Source organism: Arthrobacter sp. MYb213, assembly GCF_002979915.1.
Taxonomy (GTDB): Bacteria; Actinomycetota; Actinomycetes; order Actinomycetales; family Micrococcaceae; genus Glutamicibacter.
In genome coordinates this window covers 88,001-106,206 of record NZ_PCQA01000004.1, presented here as the reverse complement: position 1 = coordinate 106,206, position 18,206 = coordinate 88,001, and the positions used below count along the sequence as shown (strand labels likewise).

Here is an 18,206-nt window from a genome sequence, read left to right as displayed (position 1 = left end):
GCCTGGCTCTGCCCTGTCTCAAAGTACAACGAACCGCGTGACCATCAATGATGTTGCGCAGGCGGCCGGGGTGTCTGTCTCCACCGTGTCTAAAGTAGTCAACGCACGTTATGGCGTAGCACCGAGCACCATGGAGCGGGTCCTGCAGGTCATTGCCGAGCTGGGCTATGAAACTTCTCTTGTTGCTTCGTCTTTGCGCAGCAGTCGAACCAACATCATCGGGATCTTGGTCGCCGAATTTGAGCCCTTCGCATTGGAATTGCTCAACGGAATTTCGGCAACACTTCGCGGCACCCAGTACGACCTCATGGCCTACGCTGGCAACCTCGCTCCGGGCGGCCGAGCCGGCTGGGAACACCGCTCCCTGTCCCGACTCGGCGGGACCCTCATCGACGGCGCCATTATCGTCACCCCCACCGTCGAGATCCCACATAGTTCAGTTCCGGTGATCGCTATTGACCCGCACGCCGGCACGAGTGGTCCGGCGGCCATCGATGTAGATAACTTCGGCGGAGCCAAAACTGCGACCGAGCATCTGATCTCCCTGGGACACCGGCGCATTGGTCATATCAAGGGACGTTCAGATCTTAAGTCTGCACACTTGCGCGAGTCCGGATACCGCCAAGCACTACAGGATGCAGGAATATCCTATGACCCACAACTGGTCCATGACGGCGACTATCAACGAGATCTGGCGGCAATAGCCGCCACCGATTTATTGACGCTTCCGCAACCGCCCACCGCAATCTTTGCCGCCAATGACCTCTCGGCACTTTCGGCTATTGAAACGGCCAAAAGCCTGGGACTAAATGTTCCCAATGATTTATCGGTCATCGGTTTTGACGACATTCCCGAGGCAGCCCAATCAAAGCCCACACTGAGCACGGTACGACAGCCTATGCATGAGATGGGAGCCACCGCGGTGACCCTACTGTTGAGCATGTTGGCCGGCGAAGAAGTCACGCAACCCGCGCAGATGCCCGCATCCCTGATCCCACGCGAGTCGACGGCCACTGCGCCACAACCCTAAACTCGATATTAAACGTCTGGCCTCGTCCTAAGCTGGTGAGCTTTGGACGAGGCCAGATGATTAGTAGGCTCTAGAGCCCCAACTCGGTCTTCCCATAGGCGAACAGGTAAGGCACGCCAGCTTCGGCTTCGATACGTTCTTTCGCTCCGGTATCACGGTCAACGATTACCGCGACGGCAATGACGTTTCCGCCGGCCTTGCGTACACCCTCAACGGCGGTCAATGCGGATCCGCCGGTGGTTGAAGTATCTTCCAGCACAATCACGTCCTGACCATCAACGCTGGGACCTTCAACCTGACGGCCCATGCCGTAGGACTTCTGTGCCTTGCGCACCACGAACGCGTCTAGTTTACGTCCCTGATTGCGTGCGGTATGCATGATGGCGGTTCCTACCGGATCCGCTCCCATGGTCAAGCCACCGACGTTGGTGAATTCAAGCTTTGCCTCGTCGAGCAGGTCTAACATCACCTCGCCAATCAGCCCGGAAGCTTCCTGTTGCAAGGAGACCCGACGCAGATCGATGTAGTAGTCCGCTTCCTTCCCGGAAGACAGAGTCACCTTGCCACGTACGATGGCAAGTTCTTGGATCAGTTCTTTTAGTCGCTCACGGGCGCTGGTTTCGCTCATGGACATAATTCTAGTCGCCTGCGCATGCCGGGCGTCGCAATCGACATCCCATGTGACGCTTCCTCCAGCACACTATCCGCAGCCGTCCCCGCGTGATGGGTCATCGCGGCATAGCTGAGTCATCTCGGCGCTTTTTCTAACGCCAGACCTAGACACAGGCTGATTTCGGTGAACCGTAATTGAGTTGGCGTAACTGAGTAAAAATAGCCCCTAGCCCCAGCGGGAACTCCCGGATAAGGTGGGATCATGAACGCGACTCGCCCCTTGGGTTTCTGGTTGAAATTGGTAGATTCGCTGATTGACGAGCAGTTTGCAGCGACCTTAGAAGAACACGGCGTCACCCGCCGACAGTGGCAGGTGTTAAACCTGTTGGAGCAAAACCCGGCGTCTGAAGCCAAACTTATTTCTGGCCTTTCTCCGTTTTTTGCCTCGCCGGATGAGCCTCAAAACGTCACCGAGCATTTGGCAGAATTGGTTGAATCCGGCTGGATTTCACACCTAGACGGTGAATACACAATTACCGAACGCGGTCACGTTTCACTGGTGAAGCTCAGCGAACTAGTGGACCGGATCCGCTCACAGTTCGGTGAAGGACTAACCGAAGAGGAATATGCCACGACCGTGAGCTCGCTGGAGCAGATGGCGCGGAACTTTGGCTGGAGCGACGCCGAAACCGATTAATGGTGAATCGCCAAATGTTGAATACAGATTAACTTTCTGTTCCGACTCCGGTTAAAAGCCCAAGCTCCTTGTTCTCTTGCCTAGGATGGTAGGCATGCGTGAACTGCAAGCAGAGATCATTGAAGAACTAGGCGTCATGCCTGAAATCATTCCTACACAGGAGATCACCCGCCGCGTGGGATTCCTGAAGGACTATCTAGCCGCGACGGGAGCCAGTGGCTTCGTACTGGGTATTTCTGGGGGAATCGATTCCACCCTGGCTGGTCGCTTGGCGCAATTAGCCGTCCAGGAAATTCGTGAGGCCGGTGGAGAAGCACGCTTTATTGCGGTTCGGTTGCCTCATGGGGTGCAAAGCGATGCCGACGATGCGATGAAAGCTATGGCTTTTGTCGCCGCGGATGAAGAATTTGAAGTCAACATCGAAAAGCCGGTCAGTGCCTTGGATGCGGCATTAGACGATGCCGGGCACCCTCGCCTGACCGATTTCAATCGGGGTAACGCCAAGGCCCGGATGCGCATGATTGTCCAGTATGCCTTAGCCGGCGACCGCCGCTTCTTGGTGCTCGGAACCGACCATGCCGCCGAATCCGTGACCGGATTTTTCACTAAATTTGGTGATGGTGGAGCAGACTTGCTGCCGCTAGCCGGGCTAAACAAACGTCAGAATCAGGCATTGTTGCGTCAGTTGGACGCTCCCGAATTGCTCTGGGCTAAGGAGCCAACGGCTGACCTATTAGATGGGCAACCTTTACGTAGTGATGAAGACGAGCTCGGGCTGACGTACGCCAATATTGACGACTACCTTGAAGGTCGGGAGGTAGATTCCGCGGTGGCCGAAGTGATCGAGTCCCGCTTCTTGGGTTCGCGCCACAAACGCGCCGTTCCAGCTACCTACCGCGATACCTGGTGGCAGTCTTAGCCGATTACAGTCCGCTGGTGATAGCTCGCAACGCCTGAATATGCTCGGTGAGGCTGGAACGCCCGTGCGCAGAAAGTTTAACCCAAGTGCGCGGGCGTTTACCGACAAAACCTTTGCGGACTTTGAGGTAATTTTTTTCTTCAAGGCCCGTGATATGCCGGGAAAGGACCGAGTCGGAGACTCCGAGAGTCTCCCGCAGAGTCTTAAAATCGATTTCTTCTACTCCCTGCAGTGCAGCCATCAAGGACAAGCGCACAGGGTTAGTGAAGTCATCGTTCATCTGGGTGCGTGGGTGCTCGCTCATCGTTTCATCATCCAAACACCACCGAGAAGCAACGGCAGCGCCACCGCCAGTCCGAGCAATACGACCAGAAGCGGCGCCATCGGCGTGGTGATCAGGCTAAGCGTCACTGCGTAAATACCGAGGCTGGCAAATAGGCTTAGCAAGTATGCCTTACTCATTCCGCGAGGAAGCACACTACGGACCTTGAGATAGCCAAAGCTCAAAGCGAAGATTGCCAGTATGGCCGCTCCGACAAGGATAAAAAATGCGGTCAGGCTACGTTCCGGGTGATACACATGAAGCAACCCGTGCAGCACGCCGAGCACTAGCCCAAGGGATACACAAAGCATTCCTAATTGCTTGGCACCTCGTTTGGCCACCGGGGTCATCTCACGTTGCGCATTTTCAAAAGCGGCTAGTTGTTCCGCCGCGCTGAGTTCTGGTTCGCGGTTCATGCCAGAGCCTTACGATTTTTCTTCTGCTGCTGAACGTAGGCGCTAATTGAAGCGCCAATGGCTGCGAACCCTGACATTCCCGCAACAACCAACGCCGGAGCTTCAGTGGCCATTCCGGACACTGCCATGAACAGGCATCCGAGGGTCATGACGGACCAGAGTGCGACGAACCAAAATTTCTTCGAAACAAACATTGTCTTCTCCGTTGTTGGTGGGGCTTGTGCACTAAGACTAACAAGTACTTTCCATATTGGAAAGTACTTTCACGAAAATCTTTTTGAAGCCCCACCAGCTAGCCAAGCCAGCACCACATTTATGAGTTAGACGAAGGCGCTCACCCCGGTCAACGCTCGCCCGACAATCAGTGAATTGATCTCGTAAGTTCCTTCGTAGGTATGGATAATTTCAACATCGCAGAAGACTTTAGCCATCTCATAGTCGGTCACAACGCCGTTGCCGCCCAGCAATGCCCGCCCCAGGGAAGCCGACCGTCGAGCCAGCCGCGTAGCAGTCGACTTCGCCAACGCGGCATCAACCATTTCTAGCTCACCGCGTTCTTGCTTGCGCGCAACATCCACCATCATCGACAGGCAAGCGGTAGCGTTACCCGCTATCTCGGCCAAAGGTTCTTGCACCAGTTGAAAAGCAGCAATGGGTTGCCCGAATTGCTGACGTTCCTTCGCGTAGGCGGTACAAATATCTAAAGTTGCTAACATCGCTCCGACCGCTTGCCACCCGACCCATGCACGGGATTGCATTAGCAAGGCGTTAGCCGAGGCGAAGTCGACAGCACCAGGAAGCTTGTTTTCTAAAGGAACCCGTACGTTATCCATGACAATGTCGGCATTCTGCATAATGCGCAGGCCAATCTTGTTCTCAATTTTTGTAGCGCTATAACCGGGACGGTCACTCTCTACGAGAAATGCCCCAACCGCACCACCGTCAGGGCATTTTGCCCAGATTAACGCGAAATCGGCAAGAGTTCCCATGCCGATCCAACGCTTGGCGCCGTTGAGCACATACTCCTCACCTTCACGGGTCACCGTGGTGTGAATGCCACCGGCGATATCCGAGCCATGGTCAGGCTCAGTCAAGGCGAAGGCGCCAAAAGCTTGAAATTTGGTAAGTTTCGGGAGCCAGAGTTCACGTTGTTCGGCAGATCCGAGAGCGTCGATCATGCCCACCACCAGCTCGTTATGAATACCAACAATCGACGACAGTGAAACGTCTGCACGTGCGATTTCCGCATGAAGCAGCCCGCGAAAGAGATGCGAGGAGCCGTCGAGCTGGAGCCCGGCTAGCCCTTGACCTGCTAACCCTTGAACAAGTTCTGCAGGAAATTCCTCGCGATTCCAGAATTCAATCGACTGCCGGCGAATATGTTCCTGTAGGAATTCACGCACCTGATCTAGTCGTTTTTGATCGGCCTCGTGTAGTTGGTGTGCCACACCCAATAGGTCCATCAGTTTTCTCCTTCCAAACCCTTGGAAGTCCAAGTATATTGTTGGACTAAGACTTCTTCAGGGGGTAAATGTTGAATTCTCCGTTGCCACGCGACCCGATTGCCGACGCCCGAGAACAGTGGGTTTCCCATGGTTGGGCTTCCGAAGCCGATGCCATGGCGGCGATCACCGCGGTAATGCGCACCGCGTCGATCTATTTGCAGCGAGCCGATGCGATCCTCAAACCGCATGGGCTCACCTTTGCGCGCTTTGAGGTTCTTGCCTTGCTTGGGTTTTCCAAGCGTGGTTCGCTTCCCATGAGTCGCGCCAGCGAACTACTTCAGGTTCATGCAACTAGCCTGACCAATTCCGTAGATCGCCTTGAAGCCACCGGCTTAGTGCAACGCATTGCACATCCCACCGATGGGCGAACCCGGCTTTTAGAGCTAAACCCTCAAGGCTTAGAAGTGCTCAACGCAGCACGGGAGGACCTTAACAAGATGCTCTTCGCCCAAAGCAACTTGGCCCCTAAAGACGCGACGGAACTTTTCGAAATTCTCTCGCGCTTCCGTCGCGCCTCCGGTGATTTTCTATAATGACCCGTCGCGGATCGCATTGATAACACCCGAGAAATCCGTGCCAGCATTGCCCTCGTCACTGAATTTTCGGTAGAGGGCCGCCGCGAGGCTCCCGAGTTTGGCATCGGTCTGAGTATTATCTAAAGCGCTGGATGCTAACCCAAGATCCTTGGCCATCAAGGCTGCGGCAAACCCTGGCTGATAGTCACGATTAGCCGGCGATGTGGGGACTGGCCCCGGTACCGGGCAGTTGGTAGTTACTGCCCAGCATTGCCCCGAGGCCGAGGAGATCACGTCATACAAGGCTTGATGCTCCAGCCCCAAGCGCTCACCTAGGACAAAGGCCTCCGCGGCGCCGATCATGGAAATCCCTAAGAGCATGTTGTTGCAGACCTTGGCAGCTTGACCTGCTCCATGCCCGCCGCAGTGCACGATTTTTTTGCCCATTACTTCAAGCACCGGGTTAATCTGCGCCAAATCTGACTGATCCGCACCAAGCATGAAAGTCAGACTTCCCGCTTCAGCGCCAACAACTCCCCCGGATACCGGTGCATCTGCACTGCGGTGACCGGCGTCCACCGCGAGCTGCGCCGCTTCCCGGGCTTGGGCTACGTCGATGGTGGAGCATTCCAAGAACAGCGTATTATCCTTGGCCGTATCCAGCAGGTACCCCCGGTAAGCATCTAATACATGCTGACCCGTAGGGAACATGGTGAGCACTATATCTACGTCCTGCGCGGCATCGGCGCCAGTCGACACGGTATCTATGCCAGCAGCTTGGGCTGCCTCAAGCGCGGCCGGGACAACATCAAAAGCTTTTAATCGATAGCCTGCGCGATGCAAATTGATCGCCATAGGTAGGCCCATATGGCCTAGACCTAGAAATCCAATGACTGGCTTCTCGTTCATTTTCCGCTCTTCTCTCGTATCCCCTGCTCCAACAGTGCAAAATTCAGTTCTGCTCCCGGTAACGGGGCAAAGTGGCGAGCCGTGCGCTGCGCCGAAGTCAGATTCCCCACCTGCTCACGCCACTGTGGGTTGCGGTCCTTATCGATAACCGCCGCGCGGATTCCTTCGGCGAAGTCAGGATCATCCAGGCGGTTGACGGCTGCCCTAAATTCTCGGCGCAGGTCTTCGCGCAGGTCATCTCCGGCACTAGATAACAGCTGATCAACGAGCCGAACCGAGCTCGGACAGGCAGCACGAAGCGCCTTGGCCGCAATTTGGCTTTGCGACTGATCGCTCGCATTTAGCGCCGCGAGAATTCCGGGGATGCTCGGCTCGGCGAAGGCCATTACCCACTGACCATCGAGCATGCCTGGTTCTGGCTCGGACTTATATCGAGCAATAACTTCCTCGACTTCTGCGGCCTCTAGCTCCGTCAAGAGCTGGGCCAAATTTTCTTGGGGTACATAGGTGTCGGCCAGGCCAAGAGCTATCGTATCCGCGGCCTGAAATTTCAATCCCGTCAGCGCTGCAAGACGCCCTGCGGCCTTGTCACCCTGAGCAAGCAGGTGGGTGCCTCCGACATCGGGGAAAAATCCGATTCCCACCTCAGGCATACCGCAACGACTTGTTTCGGTCACGATGCGGTGACTACCGTGAGCCGATACTCCGATGCCCCCACCGAGCACAATCCCGTCCATCAGCGCCACAAATGGCTTGGGATACTCATCTATGAGTACGTTGAGCTGATATTCAATACGCCAGAACTCTTCGGTGGACCCGTCGCGGTTCAAAATATCGCGGTAAATGGCCACGATGTCTCCACCGGCACACAATCCTCGTTCCCCTGCCCCGGTGATCGCCACATGGCGCACCTGAGGGTCTTCACGCCACGCAAGCAACGCATGAAGCATCTCCCGGCACATCTGTGTGGTCAGTGCGTTAAGCGCGGCTGGCCGGTTCAGAGTGATGAGTCCCAAATGTCCCCGGCGTTCGGTCAGAATGTCGGTCAAAATACCCACCCCTCGGTGATCGCTGTCACAGTTCAATCTCGAATATACTCGGACTTCCAAGTAAATTGAAGTGGCGCATGACAGCAAACTTGATAGGTTGAACTAGTGAAGATTGCAACCTGGAATGTGAACTCCCTGCGCGCCCGGGCTGACCGCGTCGAAGACTGGCTGCGCCGATCCGACGTTGATGTCCTGGCAATTCAGGAAACGAAATGTAAAGACGATAACTTCCCTTGGGAACTTTTCGAGAATAACGATTACGAGGTGGCGCATTTTGGCGTCAACCAGTGGAATGGCGTAGCCATTGCCTCCCGCGTGGGACTTGACGACGTGCAACGCACATTTCCCAACCAGCCCGAGTTTGGTAAAGGTGGGAAAGATCCAATCCAGGAGCCGCGAGCCATCGCCGCCACTTGCGGAGGGGTCCGCGTTTGGAGCTTGTACGTACCCAATGGACGCGCTTTAGACGACGAACATATGGGCTATAAGCTCAACTGGCTCGAAGGCCTGAAGGAAAATTCCACTCAATGGCTCGATGCCGACCCGAAAGCTCAAATCGCATTGCTCGGTGACTGGAATATCGCACCGAAGGATGAAGATGTCTGGGACATCCAATTTTTCTTAGACAACCAGCTAACCCACGTCTCCGCCCCCGAGCGAGCAGCTTTCACTGCTTTTGAAAATGCTGGTTTTTCAGATGTCGTGCGACCGTATACCGAAGGTGAATACACCTACTGGGATTACACGCAGCTGCGCTTCCCGAAGGGTGAGGGCATGCGTATCGACTTTGCACTGACCTCTCCCGCGCTGACTGAGCGCGTAGTGGGCGCAACTATCGACCGCGAAGAACGTAAGGGTAAGGGTGCCAGTGACCACGCACCAGTCATTGTGGAGTTGAACGACTAACAATGACAAAAAAATTGATTGGGCCCCTCGAAGAACTTACAGCCGCCACCGCACATCTGCGCGTCTATGAGCCCTTGGATACCTTCGAAGATTGGGCCCAATCAATTATTCTTCGCAATGGACAACGCAGTGCGAGTCATTGGGATAATTACGAAAATCAGAACCTCTGGGAGCGCACGTTACGAGACGTCTCAGACCCGTTCCCGCATAACGAGATTGAGCACTTCCGCTCGCTAAAGGTTCTTGATTATGAGGGCAACGAGCACACTCGCTACTGCCCTGGGCAGCTAAAGGCGCGTAGCCTTTTAGCAGCAGAACAAGCCGAGGAAGCGATCCGGTCCGAAGTCTTCGATCTTCTTGTACCGCCGGCGGCGCGCAGCGCCAATGCCGAGCGAGTGACTCCAGAGCAACTTGCAGCAGACCTGACGCATTTACATACCCGCACTTCAACGTGGGGAATCCCGTTGAGCTGGTTTGCGCTCTTCCGCGAAGATGATGAGTTCGAGCAGATCCATCAAGATGACCGCCTCATGACGGTGCGCCTCATCGTACCTTTTGAGCAGGCCGTAGAACGCCTTGCCTGGGCAGTTCAGACACTAGTGACCTATGCTCCGCAGGCTCCGCTATTTGAAGAGCTAGGGGCTCTAGGAAGCTGGCTAGAATCCTTCGATAGACGTTCAGTCATCGAGCTAGATTATGGATTACTTGCTGAAATTGTGTGGCCAGATGAGTCGGCCAATGATTTGATGCACGGAATCCAGGCCATCGAGGATGGTGACTTCTCCACTGCTGCAGCCGCTTACCGCCGGCTGACTAATCGCTGGCTAGGCCCTCGTCACTTGGGGCGGGCTAACTAAAAGCTCGAGGCCCAACACTGCAACTCCAACCTTGGCAGGTAGAGAAGATCTTTAAAGTAAAAAGCTCCGGAAAACCGGAGCTTTTTTGTTGGCGACCCTGACGGGACTTGAACCCGCGACCTCCGCCGTGACAGGGCGGCGCGCTAACCAACTGCGCTACAGGGCCATGCATTTTGAAAAACTTTCAAATCACATAGTAAAGCCCTCGGTAAACCGAGGGCTACGTGGCTCCGACCGGCGTCGATCCGGTGACCTTTCGATTTTCAGTCGAACGCTCTACCAACTGAGCTACAGAGCCTGGTACCACTAAGTGGACACCAGATTTATTGCCTAAACAATAAACCGAGCGACCCTGACGGGACTTGAACCCGCGACCTCCGCCGTGACAGGGCGGCGCGCTAACCAACTGCGCTACAGGGCCTTGCTTTCGCAAGCCAATGAATTTCTTCATCTGACAACCAACAAGTTGGTTGTTTGTACCCCCAACGGGATTCGAACCCGTGCCGCTGCCGTGAAAGGGCAGTGTCCTAGGCCGCTAGACGATGGGGGCCTATATCTGCTTCGGTTTCTTGCGTCTCCGTAGCGGACTTCAACAACTATACGTGGCCTTTTTACCTTTTGCAAAATCGGCCTTCGGGGCAATTTTTTCAAGCTCAAAGCGACGCTGAACAGTAGGGTTGAAATATGAATTTGGAGATGAGTGACGACGAGTTTGACGACCTAGTCCAGTCGGCTGTCGACAGCATTCCGCAGAGCGCTATCGACATGATGGACAACGTCATTTTCTTTATCGAAGACGAATACGAGCCACTCCCTGGAGAACCAAAAAACACCGAGATTCTGGGCTTATACGAGGGTGTTGCGCTCACTGAACGTGATCTCGATTGGGCATCAGGCGCCCTGCCAGACCGGATTACAATTTTCAAAAACCCGACTCTAAGAGCCTGTGAAACACGAGAAGATGTCATCCGTGAAGTGCGCGTTACAGTCATGCATGAGGTGGCGCACCACTTCGGAATCGACGACGATAAATTGCACGATTTGGGCTGGGGATAGCAAAATTTCGTAAAAACTTATATTGAGATGTGCGTCACGAATTTTGCTCAAAATAGTGCAAAATTTGTCTTGCCAGCGTTTCTCATATTGTTGACCTCGGCGCCGCGGGGTGGAAAACCGACCTCTGTCGGTGTTTCAGGGCCGGCATGCCGGTATTTTATTTATCTGCGACTGAAGCGAATCGCACCATGGATGCGCTGCATGCACATGCTTAGTCCGCGACGGGCAAAGCTTCGCCCTGACGAAGCCGACTTCCCGCTCAGTGATCATTACTTTCTGGTTCCATCACCTTTAGCCGTTGGGCGCGCTGAGCATCATGGCCAAACACGCTCAATTGGCACTTTCCTAAGCCAAGAACGTTTTAGCCTGCCTATACCTACATAAGGACGCAATAACAGCGCATTTCAGCCCTCATCTTGCTTAGTCGCGCGACAAAGTAACGAACGTGGACCCAGTTCCAACATTTTTGCGTTGGCGCACAGTCAAGATAACGAATCAAACGTCATCAAGCTTGGCACTTATAGGACTTTTACTTCCCGCCAAAAACCCTAAAACCATACCTTTTATGCCACCTTCGCCCATATCACTCCGAAATTAGGGGCAGAAATCCCATCGATGTAATTCTTGTGACTGGTGTGACTAGTGTTGCCAAGCACCTCTTTTTTGGCCTAGTGTGCTATTTGGGACCTTGACCAAATTGCAACATTTCGATCTCGAAAAATTACGATTGGTCCTTTTCCCAACTGTCATCACCTGAATCTAGTGAGGAACGATATGGCGAACCGCCACTCGCTCGGCGTTGCCGCGTGCACCCTGGCCCTAGCAGTCTCATGTCTTGCTGGCGCCGTCCCGGCATCTGCCGCACCGTCGGCAAAGTTTCCCACGGCTATTTCGGTCGCCGCTGCACCGTCAAACACCTCTTTGCCCTCAGCGGCAGAGGTAGCGGCTGCCAAGTCGGACAAGAACGCCACTAACAACATGATCGCCCGCCTCGAAGCATCGCTTGCTTCAAGCCGTGCTGATCTACAGCGTGTTGAGACCGCCGCTCTAGAAGCACAGGAATCGTTGCTGACTGCCGGGCAGGAACGCGATTTGCGTTCAGCCGAGGCTGACAAAGCAGTTGAGCAGGTCAAATATGCGAAGCAGTACCTAGCCCAGAGTCGCAATGACCTCGGCGCTATCGCTTCGGATATGTACCGCAACGGTGCCAGCAACTCCAGCATTGGCATCCTGCTACAGGATGATGAATCAAACGACATCTTCTACAAGGCCGCCACCATGAGCGCCTTGAGCGAGAATCGCTCCCAGACGGTCAACACGGCCTCTGAAGCCGAAGCCCTCGTCACTGCTTGGGAAGAGTACGCAGACACCGCTCAGAAGGCCGCTAAGGCTGCTGCAGCGAACTATGACGAGGCTGCGACTACCGCTACCTCCACTCTGAACACCTACGAATCGTCGATCACTCCTCAGAAGGAACTTCGCGACGAACTTATTGGTCATCTTTCGGTCCTCAAGGAAAAAGAAGAAGCAGTAGTTCGTAAGCAGATCGCCGAGCAAGAAGAAAAAGCTCAGGAAGCGGCCCTGAAGGAAGTCATCGAGACTCCGCAGGCCGATGAGCCGGTCTCGAAAGATGACTTGGCCACTGCGCAACCACTTGCTGTAGAAACTCCCCAGGAATTCGAATCTCTTGATTCCGAAGATGGCGACAACTCAAAGCTAAGAACTTTAACTCCAAAGGTGATCGAGCTCGAGAAGAACGAGCCGAAGGAAACTGAGAAGCCAAAGGAAACCGAGGCTCCAAAGGAAACTGAAAAGCCTAAGGAAACTCAGGCTCCAAAGGAAACTGAAAAGCCTAAGGAAACTCAGGCTCCAAAGGAAACCGAGAAGCCGAAGGAAACTCAGGCTCCAAAGGAAACCGAAAAGCCAAAGGAAACCCAGGCTCCAAAGGAAACTCAGAAGCCAAAGGCTAAACCAAAGCCTAAGGAAACCGAGAAGCCAAAGGTCATGCCACAGGCTCCTGAAAAGCCAAAGGTTATCGAAGCTCCGAAGCCAAAACCTAAGAAGGTTCAGCCAAAGGCTCCTGAAAAGCCTAAGGTTACTCCGAAGCCAAAGCCTGAACCTGAGGTGAAGAAGGAAGAGCCTAAACAGGAGAGCAATAACAGCAACTATTCTGCTGCGATCTCATGGGCTTTGAAAACCGCTGCTGATCCGAGCAAGGGTTATGTCTTCGGCGCCAACGGACCAAATGTTTTTGACTGCTCCAGCTTCTCCAAGAAGGCTTTCGCCCAATCTGGCATCAACCTTCCACGTACTTCTAGCCAGCAGTACGCGAGTGCTCCGCAGTATGTCTCGTTGAGCGAGCTACGCCCGGGTGACTTGGTGTTCTCGTCCTCCAATGGTGGAGCTTCGTTCTACCACGTAGCTATCTACATCGGTAACGGCCAAGTAGTTCACGCTCGTAACCCAGGTGCCGGTATCTCGACGACCCCGCTGAGCTGGGTCAACAACCTACATTCGAAGGCAGCACGCTACTAAGCCCGCTCACCTCCGAAAAAATGCTTCCGTAGTCTGCTGACTGCGGAAGCATTTTTCTTGTCCGTTGCTAGTCAACTAGCCAACGAGCTATTGATCCATGGCAAGAAGTTGGCCCGGAAAGATTTCTCTTTCCGGGCCAACAAGGTTTTTATTCGGCGTTAGTGTCGAAATTCTTTCGGTCAGCCAAACGAGGGTCATCACTGTCTGGTACCACCATGACCGGCCCCTTTGAATGGTGCAATACTCCTTGGCTGGTAGAGCCAAGCAACATACCGGCGAAGCCACCTCGACCACGCGAGCCCGTGACGGTAAGTACCGCATGCTCAGATTCGCGGATCAATACCTCCACCGGAGGTCCTGAAATCACATCAGTTTCCACTTCAACATTCGGATAGTGCGACTTAATCCAACGCTCGCCCACGTCCATTTGGTAGCGGACATCTTCAAGTACCGCTTCTTGATCAACGGTGGCTGGCATCCAGGCCAACGCTGCGGAGACCGGAGAAACAGCGCAAACCACACGAAGTTTGAGGTTTCGTGCTTGCGCCGCATCGGCTGCGGCTAGTACGGCAGACCTGGCTCGTTCCGATCCGTCAACACCAACAACAATTGTCTGACGTTCCGGAGCGTCTTCCTGAGCCTGTTCCTGCTCTTTAGCCATAGACAACGGCACAACAACCGTTGGGCACTTGGCGTGCGCTGGCAATGCGGACGAAACCGACCCCAATAGCCGGCCCACGAAACCGCCACGGCCACGCGTTCCAACTACTACCAGTTCGGCATCTGCACTGAGGTCCAGCAGAACACCGGACGGGTCTCCAGACTCAATATAGGTGCGGATCGTAGCTTCGCTACCTTCAAGCTCTGCGCGTGCCTGACGCACGATGTCCTCGGCGCCTCCACGGATTAAATCATCATCCAAAGTTGAATAGCCTGCGTCCATGGACGAGGCAGCAAAAACTGGAATTGTGTAGGCGGATACGATATTTAACACGCTGCCCCGGCGAACCGCTTCGCGTTCGGCCCACCGCAAAGCGCACTTGCTTTGCTGGGACCCGTCGGCACCGACGACAATACCTTCGATTTTTTCAGTTCCGACTGGTGCTTCGTCACTCATCAGACTCGCTCCTCATTGACCTGTGATGGCATTGGGTGTGACCCCTCTTACAACCAATGTACTTCCAATCTTGTCTCACAGTGTGAGTTGGGTCTAATGATTTCACGCTAAGCCTACTCAGCTGTGAGATCAGTATGATTCCATGCCCAAAACGTCATAGAATTTTTACTATGCCCTCCCCCACCAAAACTGTGACCGAGACATCCTTCCCGGCGCGCGTTGATCGATATTTCAAAATTTCGGAACGCCGCTCAACTTTTGCTACCGAAGTTCGAGGCGGCATCGCCACCTTCTTCGCGATGAGCTACATTGTTGTACTCAACCCGCTGGTGCTTTCCGGCGTCGACTCTTCCGGTGGTGAACTCGGGATCCAACGCGTAGCCGCGGTGACCGCCTTCGTTGCTGGCATCCTGACCATCCTGATGGGCATCTGGGCCAGGCACCCATTCGCCATGGCTACCGGACTGGGCGTCAACGCCTTCGTAGCGATCACGGTGACAACAAATCCGGAACTTACCTGGGCAGATGTCATGGGCCTGGTGGTAGTTGCCGGTATCGTCATGTTCTTGCTGGTCCTCACCGGCTTTAGAACGGCAGTATTCCGCGCCGTTCCTGCGGGACTAAAGACCGCCATCGTGGTCGGCATCGGTATGTTTATCGCACTCATCGGTCTGGTCAATGCGGGCTTCGTTCAGCGCATCCCAGATGCCGCAAACACCACCGTACCGGTGGGTCTAGGCTTTGATGGCAAGCTCATGGGCTGGCCAATCGTAGTCTTCGTCGTTGGTTTGCTGTTGACCATGGCACTGGTAGTTCGCAAGGTTAAAGGTGCCATCCTCATCGGGATTGTTGCCGCCGCAGCACTAGCGAATATTTTTGAAGCGGTCTTCAACGTTGGCGACCAGGAGACGAACAGCTGGTCACTGGTTGTTCCTTCACTTCCAAGCTGGACCCTGCCGGATCTGAGTCTCATCGGTCAGGTTCATCTCTTTGGTGCCTTCGATAAGTTGGGCTTCACCGCCGCTTCATTATTGGCCTTCGTGATCCTACTATCGATTTTCTTCGACGCCATGGGCACCATGGTGGGTCTAGCTTCCGAGGCTGGCGTAATGGACAAGGACGGCAACATCCCGAACGTCGACAAGGTTCTGCTTGTTGACGCCGCAGGCGCCATCGTCGGTGGCGGTACCTCGAGCTCTTCGGCGCAGATCTTCGTGGAGTCCGGCGCCGGTATCGGCGAAGGTGCACGTACCGGTCTAGCCTCCGTGGTGACCGGTCTGCTACTTATCGTGGCGATGTTCCTGACCCCGTTGATCCACCTTGTTCCTTTTGAAGCGGTCGCACCGGCGCTGGTAGTCGTAGGCTTCATGATGGTTTCGCAGGTCTCCAAGATTGACTGGAGCGACTGGGGCATTGCACTTCCAGCGTTCCTCACCTTCATCCTGATGCCATTCACCTTCTCTATTGCCAACGGCATTGGAGCGGGCTTCATCTCGTACGTCTTCATCCGCACAGCGCAGGGACGTGCGAAGGAGATCCACCCATTGATGTGGGCTGTCGCGGCAGCCTTCGTGCTCTTCTTTGGTATCGGACTGATCGAGAATGCCATCGGCATGTAAGTAAAAGTACGACTCATCGGCTCGGCTCGTTTCCACGAGCCGAGCCGATTTTTCTTTGCCCAAAGCATGTTCTTCGCTTACCGACCGAACCGCAAAGGCTCAGCCTTCTCCCCTATTTCGCAGCCATTACCGTGAGTTGAGATTCAGCCATTTCTACGCCCGGTGAATCACACTGGGTAGCATGAGAAATATCCAGATGATCTGAACGTTGAAGGAAGAACATGTCTCAACACAACAAGTGGGTCGAAATCGCTGCGGGATTAAAGAACCCGAATATGCGCAAGGCACTGGGTTTGGTCCTAGCCGGAGAAGGAGCCAAACTCGGCAGCTCTACCCAGAGCCTCAAAGACCTACGTCGTTGGGCCAAGATTGGCTTGTTAGTTGATGCAGACCAGGGTTGGACGCTCAATGAAGAGCTTTTGAATGACACCCTGGAGGCCGCATCGGCAGCCAATACCCAGCGCACCGGAATACTGCGCTTTTTTACAGGCACCCGGCTAAACGCCTTACCGGCACGTCCTACAGACCGCCATGAAGTGATGGTCCATATTCGAGACCAGGTTCTGACCGCCCAAGAATCCTTACGGGAAGATCAGCTCAATGAGCGCTTAGCGGTCATTCATGAGGATGTGGCCTTACTGCGTCGTTACATGGTGGACCATAATTTGGTCCAGCGGGACGCGGACGGCACCGCTTACCGAATGCCAGTTAGCTAATCGGCGTGGCTCCCGCAGCAAATTTGGTAACCCCAGCACCGGCAACCAGTTGCGCTGGCAGCGGGGCAATTCGCAGGTTTCGTTCAAAGCTCGCGCCGAGTGTTAACGGCTCGTCGCTAGCTAGGAACACAATATTTCCGTAACGGCGTCCCTTGAGCATTGGCGCATCAGCAATCATGGCCACGTGGGAAAATACGGAAAGTAGCGTAGCAGCTTCTGCTCGCGCGCCGGCAAGGTCCGCAGAGTCACCGCAGTTCAATAAGTAAACTCCGCCTTGATCCAGTACTCGCTGAGCTTCCTGGGCGTACCCCACGGTAGTGAGCTCGCGCGGAGTAATGCTGCCTGCGAATACATCTCGGATGATGATGTCCCGGCTGTCGTCACTGAGCGTGGGGAGCACCTGCCCGGCGTCACCCACACGTAACCGGACCAAGGGTGCACGCGGGACGTCGAAACGAGTACGCACTAACTCGGCGAGTTTTGCATCGAGTTCAACAACAACTTGGCGCGCGTTCTCATAGGTCGCTGCAACCCAACGAGCCATTGAGCAGCCGCCGCCACCTAGGTGTAACACCCGAAGTTTGCGCGTGCGGCCGTCAAATTCGTCGATGGGAAAACCAATGGTGAATACAGGTTCCATCCAACGCATGTATTCAAAATCCAGGTAGCCTGGGTCATCAAGATCAATAGGCGAAGAAGGCACACCGTTGACCTTCAGAATGTAACGGTTAGCTCCGTAAGGGTCAGGTTCAATTTCAGCAAGCCCGGTAGCGATCTCGTAGCTTCCGACCATGACATTACTTTCGGTCTTAGCCATGTTTACGTACCATCCGTTGCTCACGAAGACCTGCCCAAGATCCGACCAGCTCTTCGCTAGTGCCATCCGGAACAAAACCGTGTTTGGTATAGAAGTTTATTGCTCGCGCATTTCCTTCCAGCACCCAGAGCAACGCGTCACGCCGTGACAGCACGGTGTCCATCAAATGGGCTGCCAGCCCGGTGCCGTAATACTCTTTGAGCACATAAAGTACGCCGAGTTCAATATCGACGCCGGTATCTTGGTCTTCTTCAATGGTGGGGGTTCCGCCGGCTAAGCCGACAATTTTTCCGTCCCCTGTTTCGGCAATCCAGAACTGCGCTCCCCCAGCCAAGCCACGTTCCCACCACGCAAGCTGCTGGTCCAGTTGGCTTTCATGGTGAGCGAAAAATCCTTCGTCACGGAAGGACGAGTAGGCTTCACGCCAAGCTTGCAACTTCATTTCAAGAGCTGCCCGGAGATCTTGCTCCTGGGCCAGACGGATTCGGTATTCGTTCAAAAGTGACACGCTCCTACATTACGTCAGCATCAGGTTCCGCGTCGCTAGGCACCACTGCCCTCCTACTTAAGGACTATTGCTACGGCGGATGGAATTTGGAAAACTAAGTA

General features: G+C 54.6%; 20 protein-coding genes and 4 tRNA genes. 10 read left to right on the top strand and 14 right to left on the bottom strand.

Annotated features, from left to right (window positions below; translation table 11 throughout):
- Window positions 1-37: 37 nt before the first annotated feature.
- Entirely contained in the window at window positions 38-1,030 is a 993-nt protein-coding gene (locus tag CQ011_RS10750) for a LacI family DNA-binding transcriptional regulator (protein WP_105677726.1), read from the top strand.
- A gap of 70 nt (window positions 1,031-1,100) precedes the next feature.
- Here CQ011_RS10750 and pyrE read toward each other — a convergent pair whose 3' ends face one another.
- Window positions 1,101-1,658, bottom strand: a complete 558-nt coding sequence (gene pyrE, locus CQ011_RS10745) for an orotate phosphoribosyltransferase (RefSeq protein WP_170947861.1) — start codon at window positions 1,656-1,658, stop codon at window positions 1,101-1,103.
- 246 nt (window positions 1,659-1,904) lie between these two features.
- On the opposite strand from pyrE, the gene CQ011_RS10740 reads away from it, so the two are divergent.
- Window positions 1,905-2,339: a MarR family winged helix-turn-helix transcriptional regulator gene (locus tag CQ011_RS10740; RefSeq protein WP_096256467.1), complete on the top strand. Its 435-nt coding sequence runs from the start codon at window positions 1,905-1,907 to the stop codon at window positions 2,337-2,339.
- A 94-nt stretch (window positions 2,340-2,433) separates the two neighbouring features.
- Window positions 2,434-3,258 (top strand): NAD(+) synthase, encoded by an 825-nt coding sequence (nadE, locus tag CQ011_RS10735; RefSeq protein WP_105677725.1) that lies wholly within the window; start codon window positions 2,434-2,436, stop codon window positions 3,256-3,258.
- Between the two features lie 4 nt (window positions 3,259-3,262).
- On the opposite strand, the gene CQ011_RS10730 is transcribed toward nadE, so the two are convergent.
- The 4 genes from CQ011_RS10730 to CQ011_RS10715 form a co-directional block, all read right to left on the bottom strand.
- The gene (locus CQ011_RS10730) at window positions 3,263-3,562 is read right to left on the bottom strand and encodes a winged helix-turn-helix domain-containing protein (protein ID WP_105677724.1); all 300 of its coding nucleotides are present in this window, start codon (window positions 3,560-3,562) and stop codon (window positions 3,263-3,265) included.
- Window positions 3,559-3,996 (bottom strand): hypothetical protein, encoded by a 438-nt coding sequence (locus CQ011_RS10725; RefSeq protein WP_105677723.1) that lies wholly within the window; start codon window positions 3,994-3,996, stop codon window positions 3,559-3,561. The genes CQ011_RS10730 and CQ011_RS10725 overlap by 4 nt, the downstream gene beginning before the upstream one ends.
- Window positions 3,993-4,190 carry a hypothetical protein gene (locus CQ011_RS10720; protein WP_105677722.1) on the bottom strand — a complete coding sequence of 66 codons (198 nt, stop codon included), beginning with the start codon at window positions 4,188-4,190 and terminating at the stop codon, window positions 3,993-3,995. Before CQ011_RS10720 ends, CQ011_RS10725 begins: the two co-directional genes overlap by 4 nt.
- A gap of 126 nt (window positions 4,191-4,316) precedes the next feature.
- A complete protein-coding gene (locus CQ011_RS10715) occupies window positions 4,317-5,459 on the bottom strand; it encodes an acyl-CoA dehydrogenase family protein (protein ID WP_105677721.1) in 1,143 nt (380 codons plus the stop codon).
- 71 nt (window positions 5,460-5,530) lie between these two features.
- On the opposite strand from CQ011_RS10715, the gene CQ011_RS10710 reads away from it, so the two are divergent.
- Window positions 5,531-6,034, top strand: coding sequence for a MarR family winged helix-turn-helix transcriptional regulator (locus CQ011_RS10710; protein ID WP_105678031.1), 504 nt, complete (start codon window positions 5,531-5,533; stop codon window positions 6,032-6,034).
- On the opposite strand, the gene mmsB is transcribed toward CQ011_RS10710, so the two are convergent.
- A complete protein-coding gene (gene mmsB / locus CQ011_RS10705) occupies window positions 6,029-6,925 on the bottom strand; it encodes a 3-hydroxyisobutyrate dehydrogenase (RefSeq protein WP_105677720.1) in 897 nt (298 codons plus the stop codon). The two genes, CQ011_RS10710 and mmsB, sit on opposite strands and share 6 nt — an antisense overlap.
- On the bottom strand, window positions 6,922-7,974 hold the full coding sequence (locus CQ011_RS10700) for a 3-hydroxyisobutyryl-CoA hydrolase (RefSeq protein ID WP_105678030.1): 1,053 nt from the start codon (window positions 7,972-7,974) through the stop codon (window positions 6,922-6,924). The genes mmsB and CQ011_RS10700 overlap by 4 nt, the downstream gene beginning before the upstream one ends.
- Window positions 7,975-8,079: 105 nt before the next feature.
- Between CQ011_RS10700 and CQ011_RS10695 the strand changes: the two genes are divergently transcribed.
- The gene (locus CQ011_RS10695; RefSeq protein ID WP_105677719.1) at window positions 8,080-8,880 is read left to right on the top strand and encodes an exodeoxyribonuclease III; all 801 of its coding nucleotides are present in this window, start codon (window positions 8,080-8,082) and stop codon (window positions 8,878-8,880) included.
- 2 nt (window positions 8,881-8,882) lie between these two features.
- Window positions 8,883-9,737, top strand: coding sequence for a DUF8083 family protein (locus tag CQ011_RS10690; protein WP_105677718.1), 855 nt, complete (start codon window positions 8,883-8,885; stop codon window positions 9,735-9,737).
- Window positions 9,738-9,826: 89 nt separating this feature from the next.
- Here the strand turns inward: CQ011_RS10690 and CQ011_RS10685 are convergent.
- The 4 genes from CQ011_RS10685 to CQ011_RS10670 form a co-directional block, all read right to left on the bottom strand.
- Window positions 9,827-9,903: transfer RNA gene (locus tag CQ011_RS10685), tRNA-Asp, on the bottom strand.
- Between the two features lie 59 nt (window positions 9,904-9,962).
- Window positions 9,963-10,035, bottom strand: a tRNA-Phe gene (locus tag CQ011_RS10680).
- A 49-nt stretch (window positions 10,036-10,084) separates the two neighbouring features.
- Window positions 10,085-10,158: transfer RNA gene (locus CQ011_RS10675), tRNA-Asp, on the bottom strand.
- 56 nt (window positions 10,159-10,214) lie between these two features.
- Window positions 10,215-10,287 (bottom strand) — tRNA-Glu (locus CQ011_RS10670).
- 134 nt (window positions 10,288-10,421) lie between these two features.
- On the opposite strand from CQ011_RS10670, the gene CQ011_RS10665 reads away from it, so the two are divergent.
- Complete coding sequence (locus CQ011_RS10665; RefSeq protein ID WP_105677717.1) at window positions 10,422-10,793, top strand: metallopeptidase family protein; 372 nt, start codon at window positions 10,422-10,424, stop codon at window positions 10,791-10,793.
- Window positions 10,794-11,567: 774 nt separating this feature from the next.
- Window positions 11,568-13,328 carry a C40 family peptidase gene (locus CQ011_RS10660; protein ID WP_105677716.1) on the top strand — a complete coding sequence of 587 codons (1,761 nt, stop codon included), beginning with the start codon at window positions 11,568-11,570 and terminating at the stop codon, window positions 13,326-13,328.
- 148 nt (window positions 13,329-13,476) lie between these two features.
- On the opposite strand, the gene CQ011_RS10655 is transcribed toward CQ011_RS10660, so the two are convergent.
- Complete coding sequence (locus CQ011_RS10655) at window positions 13,477-14,445, bottom strand: universal stress protein (protein ID WP_096256478.1); 969 nt, start codon at window positions 14,443-14,445, stop codon at window positions 13,477-13,479.
- Between the two features lie 170 nt (window positions 14,446-14,615).
- Here CQ011_RS10655 and CQ011_RS10650 point away from each other — a divergent pair, with 170 nt between their 5' ends.
- Complete coding sequence (locus CQ011_RS10650; protein ID WP_105677715.1) at window positions 14,616-16,064, top strand: NCS2 family permease; 1,449 nt, start codon at window positions 14,616-14,618, stop codon at window positions 16,062-16,064.
- A 221-nt stretch (window positions 16,065-16,285) separates the two neighbouring features.
- The gene (locus CQ011_RS10645; protein WP_105677714.1) at window positions 16,286-16,780 is read left to right on the top strand and encodes a DUF2087 domain-containing protein; all 495 of its coding nucleotides are present in this window, start codon (window positions 16,286-16,288) and stop codon (window positions 16,778-16,780) included.
- On the opposite strand, the gene CQ011_RS10640 is transcribed toward CQ011_RS10645, so the two are convergent.
- Both CQ011_RS10640 and CQ011_RS10635 read right to left on the bottom strand, forming a co-directional pair.
- Window positions 16,773-17,597: a spermidine synthase gene (locus CQ011_RS10640; RefSeq protein WP_286161166.1), complete on the bottom strand. Its 825-nt coding sequence runs from the start codon at window positions 17,595-17,597 to the stop codon at window positions 16,773-16,775. The two genes, CQ011_RS10645 and CQ011_RS10640, sit on opposite strands and share 8 nt — an antisense overlap.
- Entirely contained in the window at window positions 17,590-18,105 is a 516-nt protein-coding gene (locus CQ011_RS10635) for a GNAT family N-acetyltransferase (protein ID WP_096256481.1), read from the bottom strand. Before CQ011_RS10635 ends, CQ011_RS10640 begins: the two co-directional genes overlap by 8 nt.
- Between the last annotated feature and the right edge of the window lie 101 nt (window positions 18,106-18,206).